Origin of the sequence: Flammeovirga aprica JL-4, assembly GCF_012844305.1 — a bacterium.
GTDB classification, from domain to species: Bacteria; Bacteroidota; Bacteroidia; order Cytophagales; family Flammeovirgaceae; genus Flammeovirga; species Flammeovirga aprica.
The window spans coordinates 18,002-36,813 of the sequence record NZ_JABANE010000092.1 but is presented as its reverse complement, the minus strand read 5'-3'; the positions used below and the strand labels follow the sequence as shown (position 1 = coordinate 36,813).

The following is an 18,812-nucleotide window of genomic DNA, read 5'->3' as shown; positions in this document are numbered from 1 at the left end:
ATACCCACCTACAGCAAACTCATCTACTTCAACATACCCCTTCAAAGGATGCTGTAAACTACTTTGCATAGAATATTGTACTTTACGTCTGAAATTTAAACAGCTTTGATAACTCAAGGACAGTTTCTCACTTAAAGTTAAAGTGGACATGCCTTTCTTATCACAACTAACTTTAAATATGAATTCAAAAGCAGTTAGAATTGAAAATTTCAGCTTATGAAATAGGGTATGAGCTGTAACAGACTCATCATATTTACACTTTTGACAACGTCTAGAATGCAACTTTTTACCTTTCATATATTTTGTATGTTCACATTTCCTACATTTGTAATGATCACTCCACTTTAGTGTCGATAAATATTCAAGACAATCTTCTTCTTTTTGAAATGTTGAATAAAATGTTCTATCGTCAAAACCTTCAAAATTGATCATAATACATCTGGTTGTTTGGTTACTTTTACACTAATGTAAATCAGTTAACCGTAACAGAAGTACGTTTTACTATTTAGGGCGATCTAAGTTTAGATACCTAAAAATAAATTTAATACGCCATTTTCCACAAAAGGCATTGTACAAATGTAGGGACATTGCACAATAACAATGTCCCCATATATGAGTTATCACCCCTGTAGGGTAATAGTAACTTATTCAATAAAGAAAAGTTTCTTATTCTTCCATTTTCTTAGCATCCGCAACAAATTGAGCTAAACCTTTGTCTGTAAGAGGGTGGTTTAATAATGCTTTGATTGCGTTCAATGGACAAGTAGCTACGTCTGCACCAAGTTTAGCACAATCCAAGATGTGCATAGGGTGTCTTACTGAAGCGGCTAATACTTGCGTACCGAAACCATAGTTTTCAAAAATAGTTACGATGTCTTCTACCAATTGTAAACCGTCAGTAGAAACGTCATCCAATCTACCAATAAATGGAGAAACGTAAGTTGCACCTGCTTTAGCAGCCAATAATGCTTGACCTGCTGAGAAAATTAAAGTACAGTTTGTATCAATACCTTTGCTTGAAAAATATTTAATAGCTTTCAAACCGTCTTCAATCATTGGAACCTTCACTACAATTTTAGGGTCAATTGCCGCTAAAACTTCTCCTTCCTTGATCATCTCCTCATAAGTTGTTGAAAGTACCTCAGCACTTACGTCACCGTCAACAATCTCACAGATTGCTTTGTAGTGAGCATTTACAGCTTCTGTTCCTTTCACACCAACTTTTGCCATTAGCGATGGGTTAGTTGTTACACCATCAAGAACGCCCATTGAGTACGCTTCTTTGATTTCTTCAAGGTTTGCGGTGTCTATAAAAAATTTCATAAGTATTTTTGTCTAAAAATTTATATGTAGCAAACATACATAAATCTCAATGTTTTTTGGTGAAACTGATGGAGATTTTTGATAGTTTGAATGTTATATTATTATTTATGTAAGGAATTGCAATAATGGAAAACTAAGAATGCATACTGAAATCCAATTCCTTAACTTATTTATCTATTAAAATTGATCTTCTACCAATTTTTTACTTTTTTCAATACAATCCGGTACAGCAATACCATCTTTCCAATTCACAGAATAATATAAATTTGGAATCGGCTCTTTTTCCATAGTTTCCCAAAGATTTAAAATATTCTGATCATACTGAGGAATCGCTTTTCTCCATTTATGCGTTTTTTGGTAGACTGGCTGATCTGTAAAACCTAATGTAGATTGCAGTTCATTTCCAACACTGTTTTTGATATTACCTTCTTCGAGTTTCGCATTTTCAGGTGTGTGTGCTCCCCCAACAAAAGATGTCACTAGCACTTCATCATTTGAAGTTCTGTTTGGAAAAATACAAGATGACCAAATAGAGCCTGCTGTAAAGGTTTTCTCTACCGATGGGTTCAAACCTCCAAATCCTACAGGTGTGTTTTGAGAAGCTTCTTTAGAGAAGACAGAATGCACCACACACATAGGTGGGCAGAAAACCTTTTCTAATTTTTCTGCTGTTTTAGGAGAAAGGAATTGAACAATCTTAGAAGTCGCTTCTGGAGGTGTACAAATGATAACTTTATCAAATAAGAACTCATCATTGTATGTTTTTACAGAGAAAATATCATCGACTATAGTCAAGCTTTCAACTTCAGAATTATAACTAACGTCTACTTTATTTGCTAAAGCATTGGTCAGTGTCTGTATCCCATCCTTGAAGCTGTATGCTGTTTTTCTTTTTACCGCTACTCCATTGGCTTTATTCTCTTTTCTTAGCTGAATCATTCCTTTAATGATAGAACCATGATTCTTTTCAGCATTATAAATGGAAGGAAATGAAGCCTTAATCTTCAGTTGTTTAGGATCTCCTGCGTAAATACCTCTTACAAAAGGATCTACAGCGTAATCACACACCTCATTATTGAATCGTCTTTCAAAAAAATCATACAAAGACTCATTGTCAGATTTTGCCTTATTTTTTCTGAAATATTCAGTGATGATTTTCAATTTTGTATTCCAACCAAAGAATTTATTACTGAAGAAATTCAAAGGACCTGATGGCAGCACATTGTACTTTCCATTTCTTAAGATAAAACGATCCTTATTGACGTCAGCGGCTTCTTGTAATTGATCTTCAAGGCCTAATTCTTTTATCAAAGAGAGATGATCATCGCTAAAGAGCAAGGAGTTGGGTCCATTTTCTAAGAGGCGTCCATCTATTTTTTCAGTCTGAATACAACCTCCCGTCCTGTCACTTGCTTCTAAAACAACGCAGGTATGGCCTTTTTTCTGTAAATAATAGGCAGCGGTAAGCCCTGATATTCCTCCTCCTATAACACCGATTCTCATATTTTAGGGAAAAATTCTTTTAGTAATCTAATAAGTTTGTTTCAGCTAAAGTTTGTTTGGGGATAAAAATTAGAAGAAACATTAGCTGCTACTCTATTATTATTGTAACAGCCAAATACAAATCTAATAAATCCAATACGAATTCTATCGGTTGAAATACAAAAACTTCTTAACAAAAAATGTCCACCACTAAATAAATAGCGGTGGACATTTCCTATAAATTCCGTTCTACTGACTAAGCTTTAACGTCTAATAAGCCGTTAGTTTTCTTAACACCTTCAGCTGAAGTATGTAATTTTGCTTTTTCGTCTTCAGAAAGCTCGATTTCAACGATTTTCTCGATACCGTTTTTACCCAATACTACAGGTACACCGATACAAAGATCATTTAAACCATACTCACCTTCTAATAATGCTGAACAAGGGAACATTTTCTTAGAGTCTAAAGCGATTGCTTTAACTAATTCAGAAACTGCTGCACCTGGAGCATACCAAGCTGAAGTACCTAATAATTTAGTAAGTGTAGCACCACCTACTTTAGTAGCTTCAACGATTGATGATTTTTGCTCTTCAGTTAAGAATTCAGATACAGGAACTGAATTACGAGTAGCTTTCTCGATTAGTGGAACCATTCCTACGTCAGAGTGACCACCGATTACCATACCAGAAACGTCAGATTGAGGACAACCTAAAGCTTCAGCTAAACGATATTTGAAACGAGCACTATCCAATGCACCACCCATACCGATGATACGGTTTTTAGGAAGACCAGTAGCTTTAGCAGCTAAGTAAGTCATTGTATCCATTGGATTAGATACTACGATGATAATTACGTCTGGAGAATTTGCGATTAAATTCTTCGCTACAGTTTCTACAATGTTAGCGTTTGTAGTGATTAACTCTTCACGAGTCATACCTGGCTTTCTTGGAATACCAGAAGTGATTACCGCTACATCAGAACCTGCAGTTGCAGCATAATCATTCGTTACACCAGTGATTGTAGAATCAAACCCATTTAAAGATGCAGTTTGCATTAAGTCCATTGCTTTACCTTCTGCAAATCCTTCTTTGATATCAACTACTACGATTTCGTCTGCAAAATCTTTGATAGCGATATACTCAGCACAGCTTGCACCTACTGCACCAGCTCCAACTACAGTTACTTTCATTTTATGCGAGATTTAAAAAATTAATTATAAGTTTATTTGTAAATGTTTTACTCTCGCAATTTGCGATATTTTTGTAACTTTTTTGAGTGATTATAGAAATTCATAAACATGACTTTTGTCACTTTCTAAATTTCGAGATAATTGCATAATAGAAAATATCTTAACAGATTGCATAAAAAAAATCCATCTTTGATATGAATATTGAAAAACTATATACTATATACCTAGAACACAGTACAATAACAACGGACTCTAGAAACGTACCTGAAGGGTCACTTTTTTTTGCATTGAAGGGCGGTAATTTTGATGGCAATAAATATGCAAAATCTGCACTTGAAAAAGGGGCTGCATTTTCTATTGTTGATGATAAAGAAGTGGCTATTTCTGACCAATATATTGTAGTTGATGATGTTTTAACCACTTTACAGGAGCTGGCAAAATATCACAGACAGCAGTTCGACATTCCGGTTATAGCCGTTACAGGTTCGAATGGAAAAACAACTACAAAAGAGATTTTGCTTAAGATATGTTCTACTACTTTTAAGACACATGCCACAAAAGGCAATTTCAACAATCATATTGGTGTACCTCTTACCCTACTTTCAATGCCTTTGAATACAGAAGTGGCATTAATTGAAATGGGAGATAATCATGTGGGTGAAGTGGCTGAATTATGTACGATTGCTTTTCCAAATCAAGGGTTTGTTACCAATATTGGAAAAGATCATATTGAAGGGTTTGGAAGTTTTGAGCAGAATGTTAGAGCCAAGAGTGAGGTATTTGATTATTTGATCAAAAATGAAGGATTGATCTATATCAACTCTAAAGATCCTATTTTATATAATATGTCAAAGCGTATGAAATCACCCGTATATTATGGACAGGAATATGATTATGCTAATCTTGAATTTATAGAGGTAAACCCTTTTATTGTTTATCAAGACAGACAAGAAAATAGAATTGAAACACAGCTTTTTGGTGCTTATAACTTTGAAAATATACTTACAGCTTTTTGTGTCGGTAAAAAATTAGGCGTTACGGTTGAAAATATGAACAAAGCCATTTCATCTTATAAGCCTACCAACAACAGATCTGAAATTCTAAAAACAGAAAAAAATACATTAATATTAGATGCATATAATGCTAACCCATCATCGGTTGAAGTTGCTTTAGAGAATTTAGATAAGATCGAAAGTTCAATTCCTAAAGCATTCGTTTTGGGTGACATGTTTGAATTAGGTGAAATCAGTAAAGAAGAGCATCAAAATATCGTTGATCAAGCATTAAAGCTTAATTTTGATATAAATATATTTATTGGTGAGCGTTTCTTCGAACATCAAAATGATCAAGCAAAATTCTTTAAAACAAAAGAGGAAGCTTTAGAAGTAATCAAAAACGAAAGTATCAATAACCACCTCATTCTTATTAAAGGTTCAAGAAGTATGGGTCTTGAGGTTATTAAAGAGATCTTATAAACACTAAGATGAAGAAAATCCCTTTTGTCTCATTAGAGAATCAAAATGCCATTATCAAAAAAGAGGTTGAAGCTGATATTTTACATACCGTAGCTTCTAATCATTTTATCTTAGGTGATAAGCTTGAGCAATTTGAAAAGGAATATGCTGCTTTTTCCAACACCTCCTATTGTGTAGGTGTTGGAAATGGTTTGGATGCTTTAAAACTTTCTCTAATTGCTTTGGGAATAAAGGAAGGAGACGAAGTGATTGCCCCCGCACATACGTTTATTGCTACAATTTTGGCAATAATGGAAGTGGGTGCAAAACCCATTTTGGTAGATGTTAATCCAAATACATATACAATTGATTATCTTCAGATTGAGAACTATATAACTGCTAAGACAAAAGCAATTATTGTTGTTCATCTTTATGGGAATCCTTGTGATATGGAACGTATTGAATCAATTGCTCTAAAGAATAACCTTCATGTGATTGAAGATAACGCACAAGCACATGGAGCTTCTTATAAAGGGAGAAAAACAGGTAGTTTCGGAATCTTAAACGCTACTAGCTTCTACCCTGCTAAAAATTTAGGTTGCTTTGGGGATGGAGGAGCAATAACCATAAATTCCAAGACACTTTATGAAGATCTTAAAAAGTTAAGGAATTATGGAAGTGCTAAAAAATATTTTTCGGATGTAAGTGGTTGCAACTCTAGACTAGATGAAATTCAAGCTGGAATTTTGAACATAAAACTTAAATTCTTGAAGGATTGGAATAATGAGCGAAGAACTATTGCATCACATTACCATCAATTGCTTGATGATCGTATTAAAAAGCAAAGTATCACTGATAACTCAATTTCTGTATACCACCTTTTTACCATTGAATGCCAACAGAGAGATCAGCTTCAGGATTTTTTAAGTTCAAAAGGAATTGACACACAAATTCATTACCCTATTCCACCTCATCTGCAGAAAGCCTGTACTATTTTAGGGTATAAAGAGGGTGATTTTCCTGTAACAGAAAAGCTTTCCAAAATATTACTAAGCCTTCCCCTATTTATTGGCTTAGCATATAAAGATATCGTTTATATAGCGAATCAAGTCAACACCTTTTATAAAAAAAATGACCTGCTCTTTTAAAACAGGTCATTTTTATTTGAATTACTCTTCAGTAACTTCTTCTTTCTTTTGTTTACCTTCGCAGTCTTCTTTTCTACAGCTTCCGTAGAAATTCAATGAATGACTTTCAATTTCAAAATCATAAATCTCTTCTACCATCTGCTGGATTTTCTGAATACGTGGATCACAAAACTCTAAGATCTTATTACACTCCTTACAGATCAGGTGATCGTGCTGTTTAAAACCGTGAGCCTTTTCATAAAGTGCTAAGTTTTTCCCAAACTGATGCTTTGTGATAAGGTTACAGTCTAAAAGTAAATCTAATGTATTGTAAACAGTCGCTCTACTTACTCTGTAATTTTTATTTTTCATATTGATATACAGTGATTCAACATCGAAATGTCCTCCTCTACCATATATCTCTTCCATGATGGCAAAACGCTCAGGAGTTTTCCTTAACTTCTTTTCCTCAAGGTATTTTATAAATAATGCTTTTATCTCTTCCATAGCTTAGTAATTTGAATTTGCTTCAACAGCGTCTTTTAATTCATAAATAAGTCCTGTTTCTTCATCATTTAAATGAAGAACACCTTTGAAAGTCGCTTCTTCTTCGTCTATTTCTCTTTCGTTTTTCAAAAATACAGCAATAACGGATTCAGGACCAGCACCTCCACAGAAAAAACAACTTGAAAACGGATAGTATGAAATCATAATTGAACCGTCTGTTGTTTCAACCGGCAGCACAAAACCTCTGATTGTCACTTCTTGCCCATCCATTTTCTTTACATTGTTTGGGAAAATAGGTAGTGGCACATCCATCTCAAACTCCTCACTGTATTTATATTCCCAATCTACATTCAAGAGTTTTTTCCATAATTCATAATTAGGGTTTGGCCCTGCAAACCCTGCTAAAATGAATACAGAAATCAATAAAGGAATAAAAATTACTTTACTACTTAACCTCTTTATCTTGTTTAATTGGTTTTTGTTGTTGTTGATCTCCCGCATTTCTGTTTCCTCCTTTAAAATTCTTTCTTGGCTTCCAATGCTCTTTATTTTGATTATTAGGTCGGCGATCTTGTTTTTGATTACCTCCCTTATTTTTATTTTCAAGCATTTTCTGCTGACGAGTTACTTGCTCCTCTTTGCGTTCACCAGCTTCCAACTCACTCAAATCAAACTCTTCAGCACCTTCAGTTGATACTTCTAACGCTTTTTGAACCTTCATCTGATCTTTACGATCTTGAAGCATTTGTTTAGCATTTGGTCTGATTTGATTGGTTACAACATTAGATCTTACTTTTACAATATCTACTGCCTGCATAAGTGCCGCTCTGAATGATTTTTCATCAGCAATACCTTTACCTGCAATATTATACGCAGTTCCATGATCTGGAGATGTCCTAACAATACTTAATCCCGCAGTGTAATTCACACCATTTTCAAAAGCATGTAATTTAAAAGGAATCAAGCCTTGATCGTGATACATACAAAGTACACCATCATAGTTTTTGAAAGACAAGGTTCCAAAGAAACCATCAGACGGGAATGGACCAAAAACAAGATTTCCTCTCTTTTTGAATTCCTTCACTACAGGACCGATAATATTGATTTCTTCATCACCTAAAAGACCATTTTCACCAGCATGCGGATTCAATCCCATCACTGCAATCTTCGGTTTAGCAATTCCGAAATCGTTCTTCAATGACTCAAGGAACACATTTAATTTAGAAGACAGTCTTTCTTTTGTAATGCTTGCTGCAACATCTTTCAAAGGAATATGTCCTGTAACAACACCAACTCTCAAATCACCATCACAAAGCGTCATTAATGTATCCCCTTTTGTAGCGAAGTTTTCTTGATAGTATTCTGTGTGACCTGCATAATTGAAGTCCTCACTTTGAATATTCTCTTTGTTGATTGGAGCTGTAACTACCGCATCAATTACTTCTGACTTAAGATCTTCTGATGCTTTATCGATCGATAGATAAGCACATTTCCCTGCCGATTCACTTACTTTACCAGGCTCTAACTCCTGCACATCAGACCAGCAATTAACTACATTGATCTTTTGATCATGCAGATAACTGTTGTTATTGAACTGATGATAAGTAAAATCTTCAATTCCCAATATTCTTTTGTATTTCGTCAGGATTCTTCCAGAACCATACACAACTGGGGTACAAATATTTGTTATACGTTTATCTTGTAAAACCTTTACGATAACCTCCGGTCCGATTCCATTGTAATCACCGATAGTAATACCAATACGAGGCTTGTCAGATCTTCTATTATTTTTTTGATTTTTATTCTCTCTCATAACTTAGATAGACTTCAATTTAAGTCTTCGTTTCCACAACTAAATGTTCCTAATAATAGTCTTCTTTCAAAAGTAATACTTTTCATGCTTTTTTATTGTATTATTCGAGTAAATTAATGATAAAAACGACACTTTACTTAGGATATATGCTTCTATCTGCCCTATCGAATATACAACAATTTAGATATTCTTAATATTTGTAAAAATTAAGATCAAAACTTTATTAATATATTTTTTTTACAACCTTTACATTTATTTGATGTTCTCTTATTACAGAGAAAACATTTTCTGTAAAATGATAAAGGGCGATAGATCACTTTTTCATTTTCTTTTGAAAATCATCTAACAGAAGCATTACTTATAATCACCAAGATCAATGATCAATCAAAAAAGCTTATTTTCAATATTAATCTTCATCACAACGGCAGGAGTTTTTTATTATTCGCATCAGACAAATAACACTTCTGAGAATAGTCCGATCCACCTGTCTAAAGACATTCAACTGGAAAGGTATCAAAGCAAAAGAATCAAAAAGAATGCTGAAGGCTATACCAAATCTGATAAACCGGATAAATTCATTGAGCTGATGAATTCGCTCAAAGTCAGAAAAGGGAATAACATAAATCAGTATGAGAAAGGATATAAACTTAAAGAAACTTTAAAAGCGAACGCTTATTTCAAAAGTAATAGAAGGACCACTGAAACGGTGTCGAATGAGAAGTGGATTGAGAGAGGCCCTAATAACGCTCCCGGAAGGACAAGGGCAATTGTAGTGGATAAAAATGACGCTTCTAATAATACATGGATTGCTGGTTCTGTTTCTGGCGGTATCTGGAAAACTACAGACAAAGGACAAAACTGGACTCCTTTAACGGATAACCTTCCTACCCTTTCTGTTTCACATATTAGTCAATCAGAAAGTAATCCTAACATTTGGTACGCGTGTACTGGAGAAGGTTATGGAAATATTGATGGAGTGAAAGGTGACGGTATTTTTAAATCAACAGATGGAGGCAATTCTTGGTTTAGTTTAGAAAACACTTTAGACAATGAAGATTTTCAGATTGTGAACCGCTTGATTATTGACCCTGCCAACCCTGATAATTTAACGGTCTGTACCTCAGCTAACCCTGGAAGTGGTTATAAATCTTCTATTTTCGTCAGCAAAGATGGCGGACAATCTTGGAGGAAAACTTATGAAGAAAGAAGACGTGATTTTGGTTTCGCCATCTTGCAAGTAGTTGCAAGTCCAGACGATTTTAATATTCAATACGCTGCTGTTAAAAATGTAGGCATCTTAAAGTCTGTTGATATGGGTGCGTCTTGGACCGCTTTATCTGGCTATAATTTCAATGTTGGGGGTGATCAAAGAATAGAAATTGCCGTCTCTCCAGTTAATACGGATTACATCTATGCCTCTTTTGCTGGAAAAGGTGATGCTAGTGAAGATGGCAACTTGTATTTATCAAGAGATGCGGGTGCTACATGGACCCTTTTACAAGCAGATGTCAATGAGGCTTATTTAGGCGGTCAAGGCTGGTATGATAATGCGATTATGGCTCACCCCTATGATGAAAATTCTTTTTATGTTGGAGGGGTCGACATTTGGAAAATCAATATCATTAATGATCAAAACGGAATTGAGTTTCAAAGAGTTTCTGATGCCTATAATGCTAATAATGTAAGAAACCCTATCAACCCTTCTCTTTTCATTACTGGCAATACAGTGGTAGAAGGCCTTCATCCCGACCATCACTCTTTCGTCTCGGTAAAAACAACGCCTGATCAATTTTACATTATCAATACCAATGACGGTGGTGTTTATTACTCTAATGAAGGGACTAACCCAGGTGAAGAAGATGGTGATTGGACCTTTGCAGGATATGGCTATAACACTACACAATTTTATGGCATTGACAAGAAAACTGGAGAGAACCAATACATAGGAGGATCTCAAGACAATGGCACATGGATTTCCTTTGAAAACCCTACTAAAGATTCCAATTATAAAATGTTTATTGGTGGTGATGGTTTTGATGCAGTATGGCACAGTGAAGATGGAAATAAAATTCTTGGAACTATCTACAATAATAATATATACAGAAGTAATGATGGAGGAAACTCCTTTTTTAGAAGTACAAGCGGTTTGAGGGACGACAATGAAAATGCCCCTTTTATTACCAAATTAGCAAATTCAAAGCAGAATCCAGATGTTGTTTACGCTGTTGGTCAACAAGGCGTATGGAGGTCTGCCGACTTCGGTTCTAACTGGTCTTTATCTGCCATTAACTCCATCAATTGGAACATTGATACCTTTATGGACATTGAAGTGTCTGAAGCAAATACAGACATTGTTTGGGCTGGTCATGATTTCAGTGATGCTTTATACCTATCAAAAGATGATGGCATTACTTTTAACGCTACAAGTAACAATGCAGGTAACCTTTCAATTGACGGCCCAATTTCAGGACTTGTCCCTGATCCTATTTATGAGGAAAATGCTTATGTTTTATTTTCATTCCCTAATGCTCCTAAGATTCTAAAAACAACCGACTTTGGTGAAAACTGGGAAGATATTAGTGGTTTCAATCAGAACGACTCCTCCACTACAGGATTCCCTAATGTGGCTGTCTATGATCTTTTGGTCTTCCCTTACAATGACAACTATTTATGGGCAGGCACTGAGATCGGCGTTTTTGAATCTTTAGATGGCGGTGAATCATGGCATCCATTAGAAGGTGATATTCCAAATGTTTGTATCTGGGATATGAAATACAGTGATAATCAAGTGTACTTAGGAACGCATGGTAGAGGTATTTGGTCAATTGACATTCCAGAAAACCCACAGCCAGAAGTAATCAGTTATATTTCTACTCTTTCTGGAGTGGACATCAATATCAACATAGCTACAGATGCTGATTCAATTGTAATGTATAATAAATCAAAAGAACGAGTAACTGCTTTTAATACTTCCTTCAGTGCTGGAGAACATATTATTTCAGTTTCTAATGCTGATTTAATTGAGAATGAAGTACATTTCATTAGCTATAAAAATAACCGCGTTTATAAAGGGAAGTTCACAACTATTGACGGTGTTGAATACAATGCTCCAAGCGATTCTTATTACAACGACTTCACTAATTTCAATACAGCTTCAGACTTCATTTCTGATGGCATTACCTTTAACACTTCTGTTGTCAATTTTGCTTTCGCTGCATTGCATAGTAATCACCCTTATGCGGTAAACAGCGACAGTTATTCTTACTTGAAAACTCCAATTATTATAAAAGAAGACAACTCGAATTTCTTTTACAAAGATGTAGCTTTAGTTTCTACTGATGATGACTTTGTGAGTATAGAAGCTAAAAAGGGTAATGAGGAATGGGTGAATATTTCAGGCTCTTATGATGCTAGTTTTAACAGCAACTGGAAACAGTACGCCGATCTTGGGTCCAATGGAGCTGAGACCTTAGACGTAAGACATCAAATAGATCTACAAGATTTTTATAACGCAGGAGATACTATTCTAATACGTTTTAAATTATCATCAGATGAAGTTAATCCAAATTGGGGTTGGGCGATTACTTACCTCAATATCCAAAGTATAGAAGAAGAGCCTGTAACAAAGAGTCTTAATGAAGCCTTATTCAACTCAATAAAAGTGTACCCTACAGTAATCGATGATCACAGAGCGACAATAGAATTTAATGCTCTTCAAAATGAGAGCCTCTCCTATCAATTGGTTGATTTAAATGGAAAAGTAATTCAAAGTGCTTCTTTAAAAACAGTAACAGGCAAAAATAAAATTCCTATTCAACTTCAAACAGATAAAAAAGGAGTTTACATTCTTGTTCTTTCTGATGGAGAAATGAAGCAATCTTTCAAATTGATCCTACAATAGATCTTAAAAGATAGAAATAGGGCTTTATTGAATTTGTTTTGTATATTTTAATATCCGTTTTTTGCGGAAAATATTTAAGTGCTAGTTGAAATGCTAGCACTTTCTTCTTTCAATACATAAATCATTCTTATGTCTAAAGTCAAACCTAAAAAACATTTAGGACAACATTTTTTGAATGACCTGCAAATCGCTGATGACATTGTAAACGCAATGACTGCTTTTGGAGGCTACAAAGAAATTTATGAAATCGGCCCCGGTACAGGAGTTTTAACGACTCGTCTTATGAAAAAGGAAGAGTATAAAACCACTGTGATAGAAATTGATACTGAATCTGTAGTGTATCTTGCCAATGAAGTAGGTTTACCTAAAGATCAGATTATAGAAGGAGATTTCTTAAAACTTGACTTTGGAAATATTGCTCCTCATCCTGTTGGGCTGATTGGCAACTTCCCTTATAACATCTCTACACAGATCTACTTTAAGATTCTTGAAAATAAGGATCAGATTACGGAGTGTGTAGGCATGATTCAAAAAGAAGTAGCAGAAAGAATAGCTACGAAAAAAGGTGGCCGTACTGCCGGTATTCTTACTATTCTTGTTCAGGCATTTTATGATGTTGAATACCTTTTCACTGTACCTCCAGGAGTATTTATTCCACCTCCAAAAGTAGATTCTGCTGTAATCAGACTTAAAAGAAATGATAGAAAGTCATTGCCTTGTAAAGAAGAAACGTTTTTTAAGGTGGTAAAACAAGCCTTCAGTACAAGACGTAAAACGTTGCGTAATGCCATGAAACCTTATGGCCTTCCTGCTGAATTGTTAGAAGACCCCATTTTCAAAAAACGTGCAGAAGAACTTTCTGTGGAAGATTTTATTGATCTTACGGTTCGAATTGAAGAATCAAGAAAATAAATTAGAAGCCATTAATCTACATCAGGTTAATGGCTTTTTTGTTGTTCTTTAGTATAAATTCATTAAATTGTATTACTTTTTACAAATAAAAACTATTTCAAATAAAGTGCTTGAAAAGAAGAAAATAGACAATTTTTTGAGCACCAATACTTACATGATTCATAAGAAGAACAATGACAGATACTCAAAAAATATATGAACTATGGCTTAATGATATAAACGGAATTGGAGGAGCTACCTGCAAGCAATTGATCAGCCACCTTGAAAGTGCCGAAAACGTTTACAACAGTTCTTACAAAGAATTAATCTCAATACCCAACATTGGTGAATTTCTCACTAAATCTATTCTCAATGCCAAAAACAAACTTGATAATGCTGAAAAAGAATTAAAATTAGCTGAGGTGAATAATACTCGTGTTCTTACCTACATGGATAAAGAATTCCCAAAACGTCTGAAAATGCAAAAAGACGCTCCCTATCTTATCTATGTAAAAGGAAAAGCTGTAGGACTTAATGCCAGTAAAAATATAGCGATTGTGGGCTCAAGAGCAGCAACAAACTATGGTCATTATGTAACTAAGAGAATCGTTGAGAAACTATCTGAAATTCCTGGAGTGAATATTATCAGCGGTCTAGCTTATGGCATCGACATTCATGCACACAGAGCATCACTTGAATATAAAATGGGAACTATTGGTGTGATGGCCAATGGACTTAAAAGTGTTTACCCAAGAGTACACCAAAAGACGGTCAACGAAATGCTCGCTGACAATAAAAGTGGTTTAATTTCCGAAAACAGTATGCTTTCCCTGCCCGATGCCCCTAAGTTCCCTGCCCGTAATAGAATAATTGCCGCTTTGGCAGATGTTGTCATTGTGGTACAAGCAAAAAAACGAGGTGGAGCGTTAATCACTGCTGATATTGCCAACAGCTATCATAAAGATGTGTTTGCAGTTCCTGGGTTAATTACCGATCCTCTTGCTGAAGGCTGTAATAATCTCATAAAATATAAAAAGGCTCACCTGTTCTCTTCTATTGAAGATATTCTTACAGAAATGAATTGGAGCCGTGATAGTAACAGCAGCAATCAGATGTCATTGTTCCAAAAGAATAATTTAACAGCAATTGAACAGAAAATCACTAAGATTATTTTTGATCATCCCCTACAAATTGAAGAGATTGCAATTCAAACACAAATACCATTACCGAAATTGGCCAGTCTTCTTTTACAACTAGAACTAAAAGGTGTTGTGAAATTGAAAGCTGGAAATATATACACACTTAATTAGATTTTCTATTGAATATATTAATAGCACCAAATGCTTTTAAAAATAGCATAAATGCATTAGAGACAGGAGAAATCATAAAAAAAGCCTGGTCAAAAGTACGTCCTTCAGACAACGTGGTCATTAAACCAATGGCTGATGGTGGAGATGGTTTTGCTAAGATTGTTGGAGAAGAGAAGAATGGAGAGAAAGTGATAGTTTCCACAAAGAATCCTCTTGGTTTACCTCATGAAGGGTATTATTATAAAGTAAATGAGGCTACTGCTATTTTGGATTTAGCGTCCAATTGTGGAATGCAAACTTTAAAAGATGGGAAGCTCAATGCACTAGAGTCTAACACTGAAGGTCTAGGCATTGTGATAAGGAAGGCGATTGAAGATGGATGTAAAGAAATTATCATTGGCTTGGGTGGCAGTGCCTCTACAGATTTTGGATTAGGTGCTATATATGCATTAGGAGCTAATTTTATATCCAATGACGGTAACGAAATTATTCCAAATGGAGGAAATCTTCATCAAATAAAAAGTATAAATCTTGAATCTTTACATCAAACCATAAAGGATATACATTTCTTTATGGCAATTGATGTTGATAATGTATTGCTAGGAGACGATGGAGCTGCTGCAGTTTTCGCTCCTCAAAAAGGAGCTTCTAAAATTGAGGTAAAACAATTAGATAACCATCTAGAGCAAATTGCTCACATTACTGAAAAGATTACAGGTAAAGAGGTACTTTCTATGCAAGGCGGAGGTGCCGCTGGAGGTACAGCCGCTGGTTTTTGGGCTTACTTAGATGCACAACCCATGCAAGGCAGTCAGTTTATGATAAAAGTAATGGGCTTGAAACAGGAAATTGAAAAAGCAGATGTTGTGATTACTTCTGAAGGACGTTTGGATCAACAAACTTTAAACGGTAAAATTCCTTCGGTAATTGCAGAATATGGCAATCAATTTTTCGTCCCGACCATTTGTCTTGTAGGTAGCAACACATTAGATTTTAATGATGACCACCCCTTTTATTCTATTTTCTCAATCAACCAAAGATTTGATAACATTGAAAAAGCTATTCAGGAAACCAAAGTTAATTTGGAACACACCACTTTTCAGGTTGCTAAAATATTCCACTTAGGGAAAAATAAGTCACATTAGTTATGTATAAGATTAACAGAATTTCACACTTTGAATGACGTTAATCTTTAAATTTTTATCAAATTGCACTTTAATATGATAGAAAACTGTTTTCAGCCTACAATCTTATAACTAAATAAAGGTTTTAGTCCTCTAGACCACTGAAATTACACGTCTTTCTTACCTTTTTATTTTAAATAATTTGTAACTCTATCATATTAACCACGCCAATAATTATTTAGGCTCAGCAATTAATTTAACTAATTTAAAACTTTCATTTTTTAGCAACTTCCATTCTTATGACTAGAATTACCAAATTATTCGTCTCGTTTATTGTACTAGTGTCAAGTACGGGATTAGTTTTTGGTCAAAAGGAGTTCTATAACAACAACAAGTTCAAGCAACTTGATGAAGAACTACCAACACCAAACGTGTATAGAACAGGTTCAGGTGCTCCAGGGCATGAATACTGGCAACAAAAAGCGGATTATGTAATTGAGGCGTCGATTGATGAAAAATTACATAGATTGACAGGTTCTGAAGCTGTCACTTATTACAACAACTCTCCTGATGTTCTAACTTACCTTTGGATTCAGTTAGATCAAAATATGAGAGCAACCGATTCTGATACTTATAAAATCAGACAAAACAACATCGGTAAAAGCACCAACATCAACCGTTTGGCGGGTATTGATGGTTTCCCTGAATATGATGGAGGACACAAAATCCAGAAAGTTACAGATGCTAATGGTAATCCAATCAAATACACCATCAACAAAACAATGATGCGTTTGGATTTACCTGAAGCTTTAAAACCGGGCGAAAAAGTAACTTTCAAAATTGATTGGTATTACAACATCAACGACCGTCTGTTAATGGGTGGCCGTGGTGGTTACGAAACTTTTGCGGAAGATGGTAATACAATTTATACCATCACTCAATGGTTCCCTAGAATGGCCGTTTATGATGATTTCAACGGATGGCAACATAAGCAGTTCTTAGGTAACGGTGAGTTTGCTTTAACTTTCGGTGACTATGATGTAAAGATCACAGTTCCTTCAGATCATATTGTTGCTTCAACAGGTGAGTTACAAAATCCTGATGAGATTTTAACTGAAGAGCAAAAGAAACGTTTCGAAGAGGCAAAAAATGCAGATAAGCCTGTAGTGATCGTTTCTCAAAAAGAGGCGGAGAAAAATGAGAAAACGGTTGAAAAAGGAACGAAGACTTGGCACTACAAAGCCAATAATGTAAGAGACTTCGCTTTTGGCTCTTCTCGTAAATACATTTGGGATGCAATGGGTGTTGACATTAATGGTAAAACGGTAATGGCAATGTCATATTACCCTAAGGAAGCTAACCCATTATATGGTACATATTCTACAGAAGCTGTTGCTCATACTTTAGAAGTTTATTCTAAATATACGATCGACTATCCTTATCCGGTAGCTATTTCTGTTGAAGCTTCAAACGGTATGGAATACCCTATGATCTGTTTCAACTATGGTCGTCCTGAAAAAGACGGTACTTATTCTCCACGTATTAAATATGGAGCCATCTCTGTAATCATTCACGAAGTAGGTCACAACTTCTTCCCAATGATCATCAACTCAGATGAACGTCAATGGACTTGGATGGACGAAGGTTTGAATACTTTCTGTCAATATTTAGCAGAACAAGAATGGGAAGAGAATTACCCTTCACGTAGAGGTCCTGCTGAAAATATCGTGAATTACATGAAAGGTGAGAAAAACAACATCACTCCTATCATGACTAACTCTGAGTCACTCAAACAGTTTGGTAACAATGCTTATGGAAAACCTGCTACAGCATTGAACATTTTGAGAGAGACAATCATGGGCCGTGAGCTATTTGATTATGCTTTCAAAGAATATGCTGAAAGATGGGCTTTCAAACATCCAAAGCCTGCAGATTTCTACAGAACAATGGAAGATGCATCTGGTGTTGATTTAGATTGGTTCTGGAGAGGTTGGTTCTATACTACTGAAGCGGTTGATATCTCAATTGAAGATGTAACTTTTGTAGAATTAGATTCTCAAGATCCTAAAGTAGAAGAAGCGAAACGTAAGGCAGAGCGTGATAACAAACCAAAAGATATCACTACAATTCATAACGAAGAAATCAACTTATCGCGTAGAGTGGATAGAAAACCTGAATTAAAGGACTTCTATAACAGTTATGATGAGTTAGATGCTGATTATGATGAGTATCAAAAATACAAAAAGTACGAAGCTTCTTTAAACAAGAACGATAAAGCTTGGATTGCTTCAAATAAATTCCTTTATGAAGTGAAATTCAAAAATGTTGGTGGTTTAGTTATGCCAATCATTGTTGAGCTTCAGTTTGAGGATGGTACTTCTGAAAAGAAATATATCCCTGCTGAGATCTGGAGAAAAGATGACGTTGTAGTTTCTAAAGTATTTGTTTGTGACAAACCTGTTACTCAATTTGTATTAGATCCTAATAGAGAAACAGCTGACATCGATACGGAAAACAACTACTTCCCTCGTCAGACTCAAATGAGTAGATTCCAGCTTTACAAATCAGGTGCTAATCAACCTAGAACGTATGATTCAGGAAGATTAAATCCTATGCAAAAAGCAAAGAAAAAGAAATAATTATTGATTGATAATTACAGAAACGACCATCGAAAGGTGGTCGTTTTTGGTT

14 protein-coding genes are annotated in these 18,812 nt (G+C 35.1%); 7 read left to right on the top strand and 7 right to left on the bottom strand.

The window, feature by feature from the left end; translation table 11 throughout:
• The 4 genes from HHU12_RS25225 to HHU12_RS25210 form a co-directional block, all read right to left on the bottom strand.
• The coding region (locus tag HHU12_RS25225) for a transposase (RefSeq protein ID WP_169656040.1) at positions 1-432 on the bottom strand (432 nt) is incomplete at its 3' end.
• Positions 433-666: 234 nt separating this feature from the next.
• Entirely contained in the window at positions 667-1,323 is a 657-nt protein-coding gene (fsa, locus tag HHU12_RS25220) for a fructose-6-phosphate aldolase (protein ID WP_169659509.1), read from the bottom strand.
• A 177-nt stretch (positions 1,324-1,500) separates the two neighbouring features.
• Positions 1,501-2,826 (bottom strand): protoporphyrinogen oxidase, encoded by a 1,326-nt coding sequence (gene hemG / locus HHU12_RS25215; RefSeq protein WP_169659508.1) that lies wholly within the window; start codon positions 2,824-2,826, stop codon positions 1,501-1,503.
• Positions 2,827-3,061: 235 nt separating this feature from the next.
• A complete protein-coding gene (locus HHU12_RS25210) occupies positions 3,062-3,994 on the bottom strand; it encodes a malate dehydrogenase (RefSeq protein ID WP_062618345.1) in 933 nt (310 codons plus the stop codon).
• A gap of 194 nt (positions 3,995-4,188) precedes the next feature.
• Here HHU12_RS25210 and HHU12_RS25205 point away from each other — a divergent pair, with 194 nt between their 5' ends.
• Together HHU12_RS25205 and HHU12_RS25200 are read left to right on the top strand one after the other, a co-directional pair.
• Positions 4,189-5,469 (top strand): UDP-N-acetylmuramoyl-tripeptide--D-alanyl-D-alanine ligase, encoded by a 1,281-nt coding sequence (locus tag HHU12_RS25205; RefSeq protein ID WP_169659507.1) that lies wholly within the window; start codon positions 4,189-4,191, stop codon positions 5,467-5,469.
• An 8-nt stretch (positions 5,470-5,477) separates the two neighbouring features.
• Positions 5,478-6,596, top strand: a complete 1,119-nt coding sequence (locus HHU12_RS25200) for a DegT/DnrJ/EryC1/StrS family aminotransferase (RefSeq protein ID WP_169659506.1) — start codon at positions 5,478-5,480, stop codon at positions 6,594-6,596.
• A 21-nt stretch (positions 6,597-6,617) separates the two neighbouring features.
• Here the strand turns inward: HHU12_RS25200 and HHU12_RS25195 are convergent, their stop codons facing one another.
• From HHU12_RS25195 to pdxA, 3 genes are read right to left on the bottom strand one after another with little or no spacing between them, the layout of a single operon-like run.
• Positions 6,618-7,082, bottom strand: coding sequence for a Fur family transcriptional regulator (locus HHU12_RS25195; protein ID WP_169659505.1), 465 nt, complete (start codon positions 7,080-7,082; stop codon positions 6,618-6,620).
• A gap of 3 nt (positions 7,083-7,085) precedes the next feature.
• Positions 7,086-7,583, bottom strand: a complete 498-nt coding sequence (locus HHU12_RS25190; RefSeq protein WP_169659504.1) for a DUF3299 domain-containing protein — start codon at positions 7,581-7,583, stop codon at positions 7,086-7,088.
• The gene (gene pdxA / locus HHU12_RS25185; RefSeq protein ID WP_169659503.1) at positions 7,528-8,895 is read right to left on the bottom strand and encodes a 4-hydroxythreonine-4-phosphate dehydrogenase PdxA; all 1,368 of its coding nucleotides are present in this window, start codon (positions 8,893-8,895) and stop codon (positions 7,528-7,530) included. Before pdxA ends, HHU12_RS25190 begins: the two co-directional genes overlap by 56 nt.
• A 376-nt stretch (positions 8,896-9,271) precedes the next feature.
• Between pdxA and HHU12_RS25180 the strand changes: the two genes are divergently transcribed.
• The 5 genes from HHU12_RS25180 (at position 9,272) to HHU12_RS25160 (ending at position 18,760) form a co-directional block, all read left to right on the top strand.
• Complete coding sequence (locus HHU12_RS25180) at positions 9,272-12,796, top strand: VPS10 domain-containing protein (RefSeq protein ID WP_169659502.1); 3,525 nt, start codon at positions 9,272-9,274, stop codon at positions 12,794-12,796.
• Between the two features lie 129 nt (positions 12,797-12,925).
• Positions 12,926-13,708 carry a 16S rRNA (adenine(1518)-N(6)/adenine(1519)-N(6))-dimethyltransferase RsmA gene (gene rsmA / locus HHU12_RS25175; protein ID WP_062618351.1) on the top strand — a complete coding sequence of 261 codons (783 nt, stop codon included), beginning with the start codon at positions 12,926-12,928 and terminating at the stop codon, positions 13,706-13,708.
• Positions 13,709-13,881: 173 nt separating this feature from the next.
• Positions 13,882-14,997, top strand: a complete 1,116-nt coding sequence (gene dprA / locus HHU12_RS25170; protein ID WP_169659501.1) for a DNA-processing protein DprA — start codon at positions 13,882-13,884, stop codon at positions 14,995-14,997.
• Positions 14,998-15,005: 8 nt separating this feature from the next.
• Entirely contained in the window at positions 15,006-16,142 is a 1,137-nt protein-coding gene (locus tag HHU12_RS25165; protein WP_169659500.1) for a glycerate kinase, read from the top strand.
• Between the two features lie 278 nt (positions 16,143-16,420).
• A complete protein-coding gene (locus HHU12_RS25160; RefSeq protein WP_169659499.1) occupies positions 16,421-18,760 on the top strand; it encodes a M1 family metallopeptidase in 2,340 nt (779 codons plus the stop codon).
• The last annotated feature ends 52 nt before the right edge of the window (positions 18,761-18,812 follow it).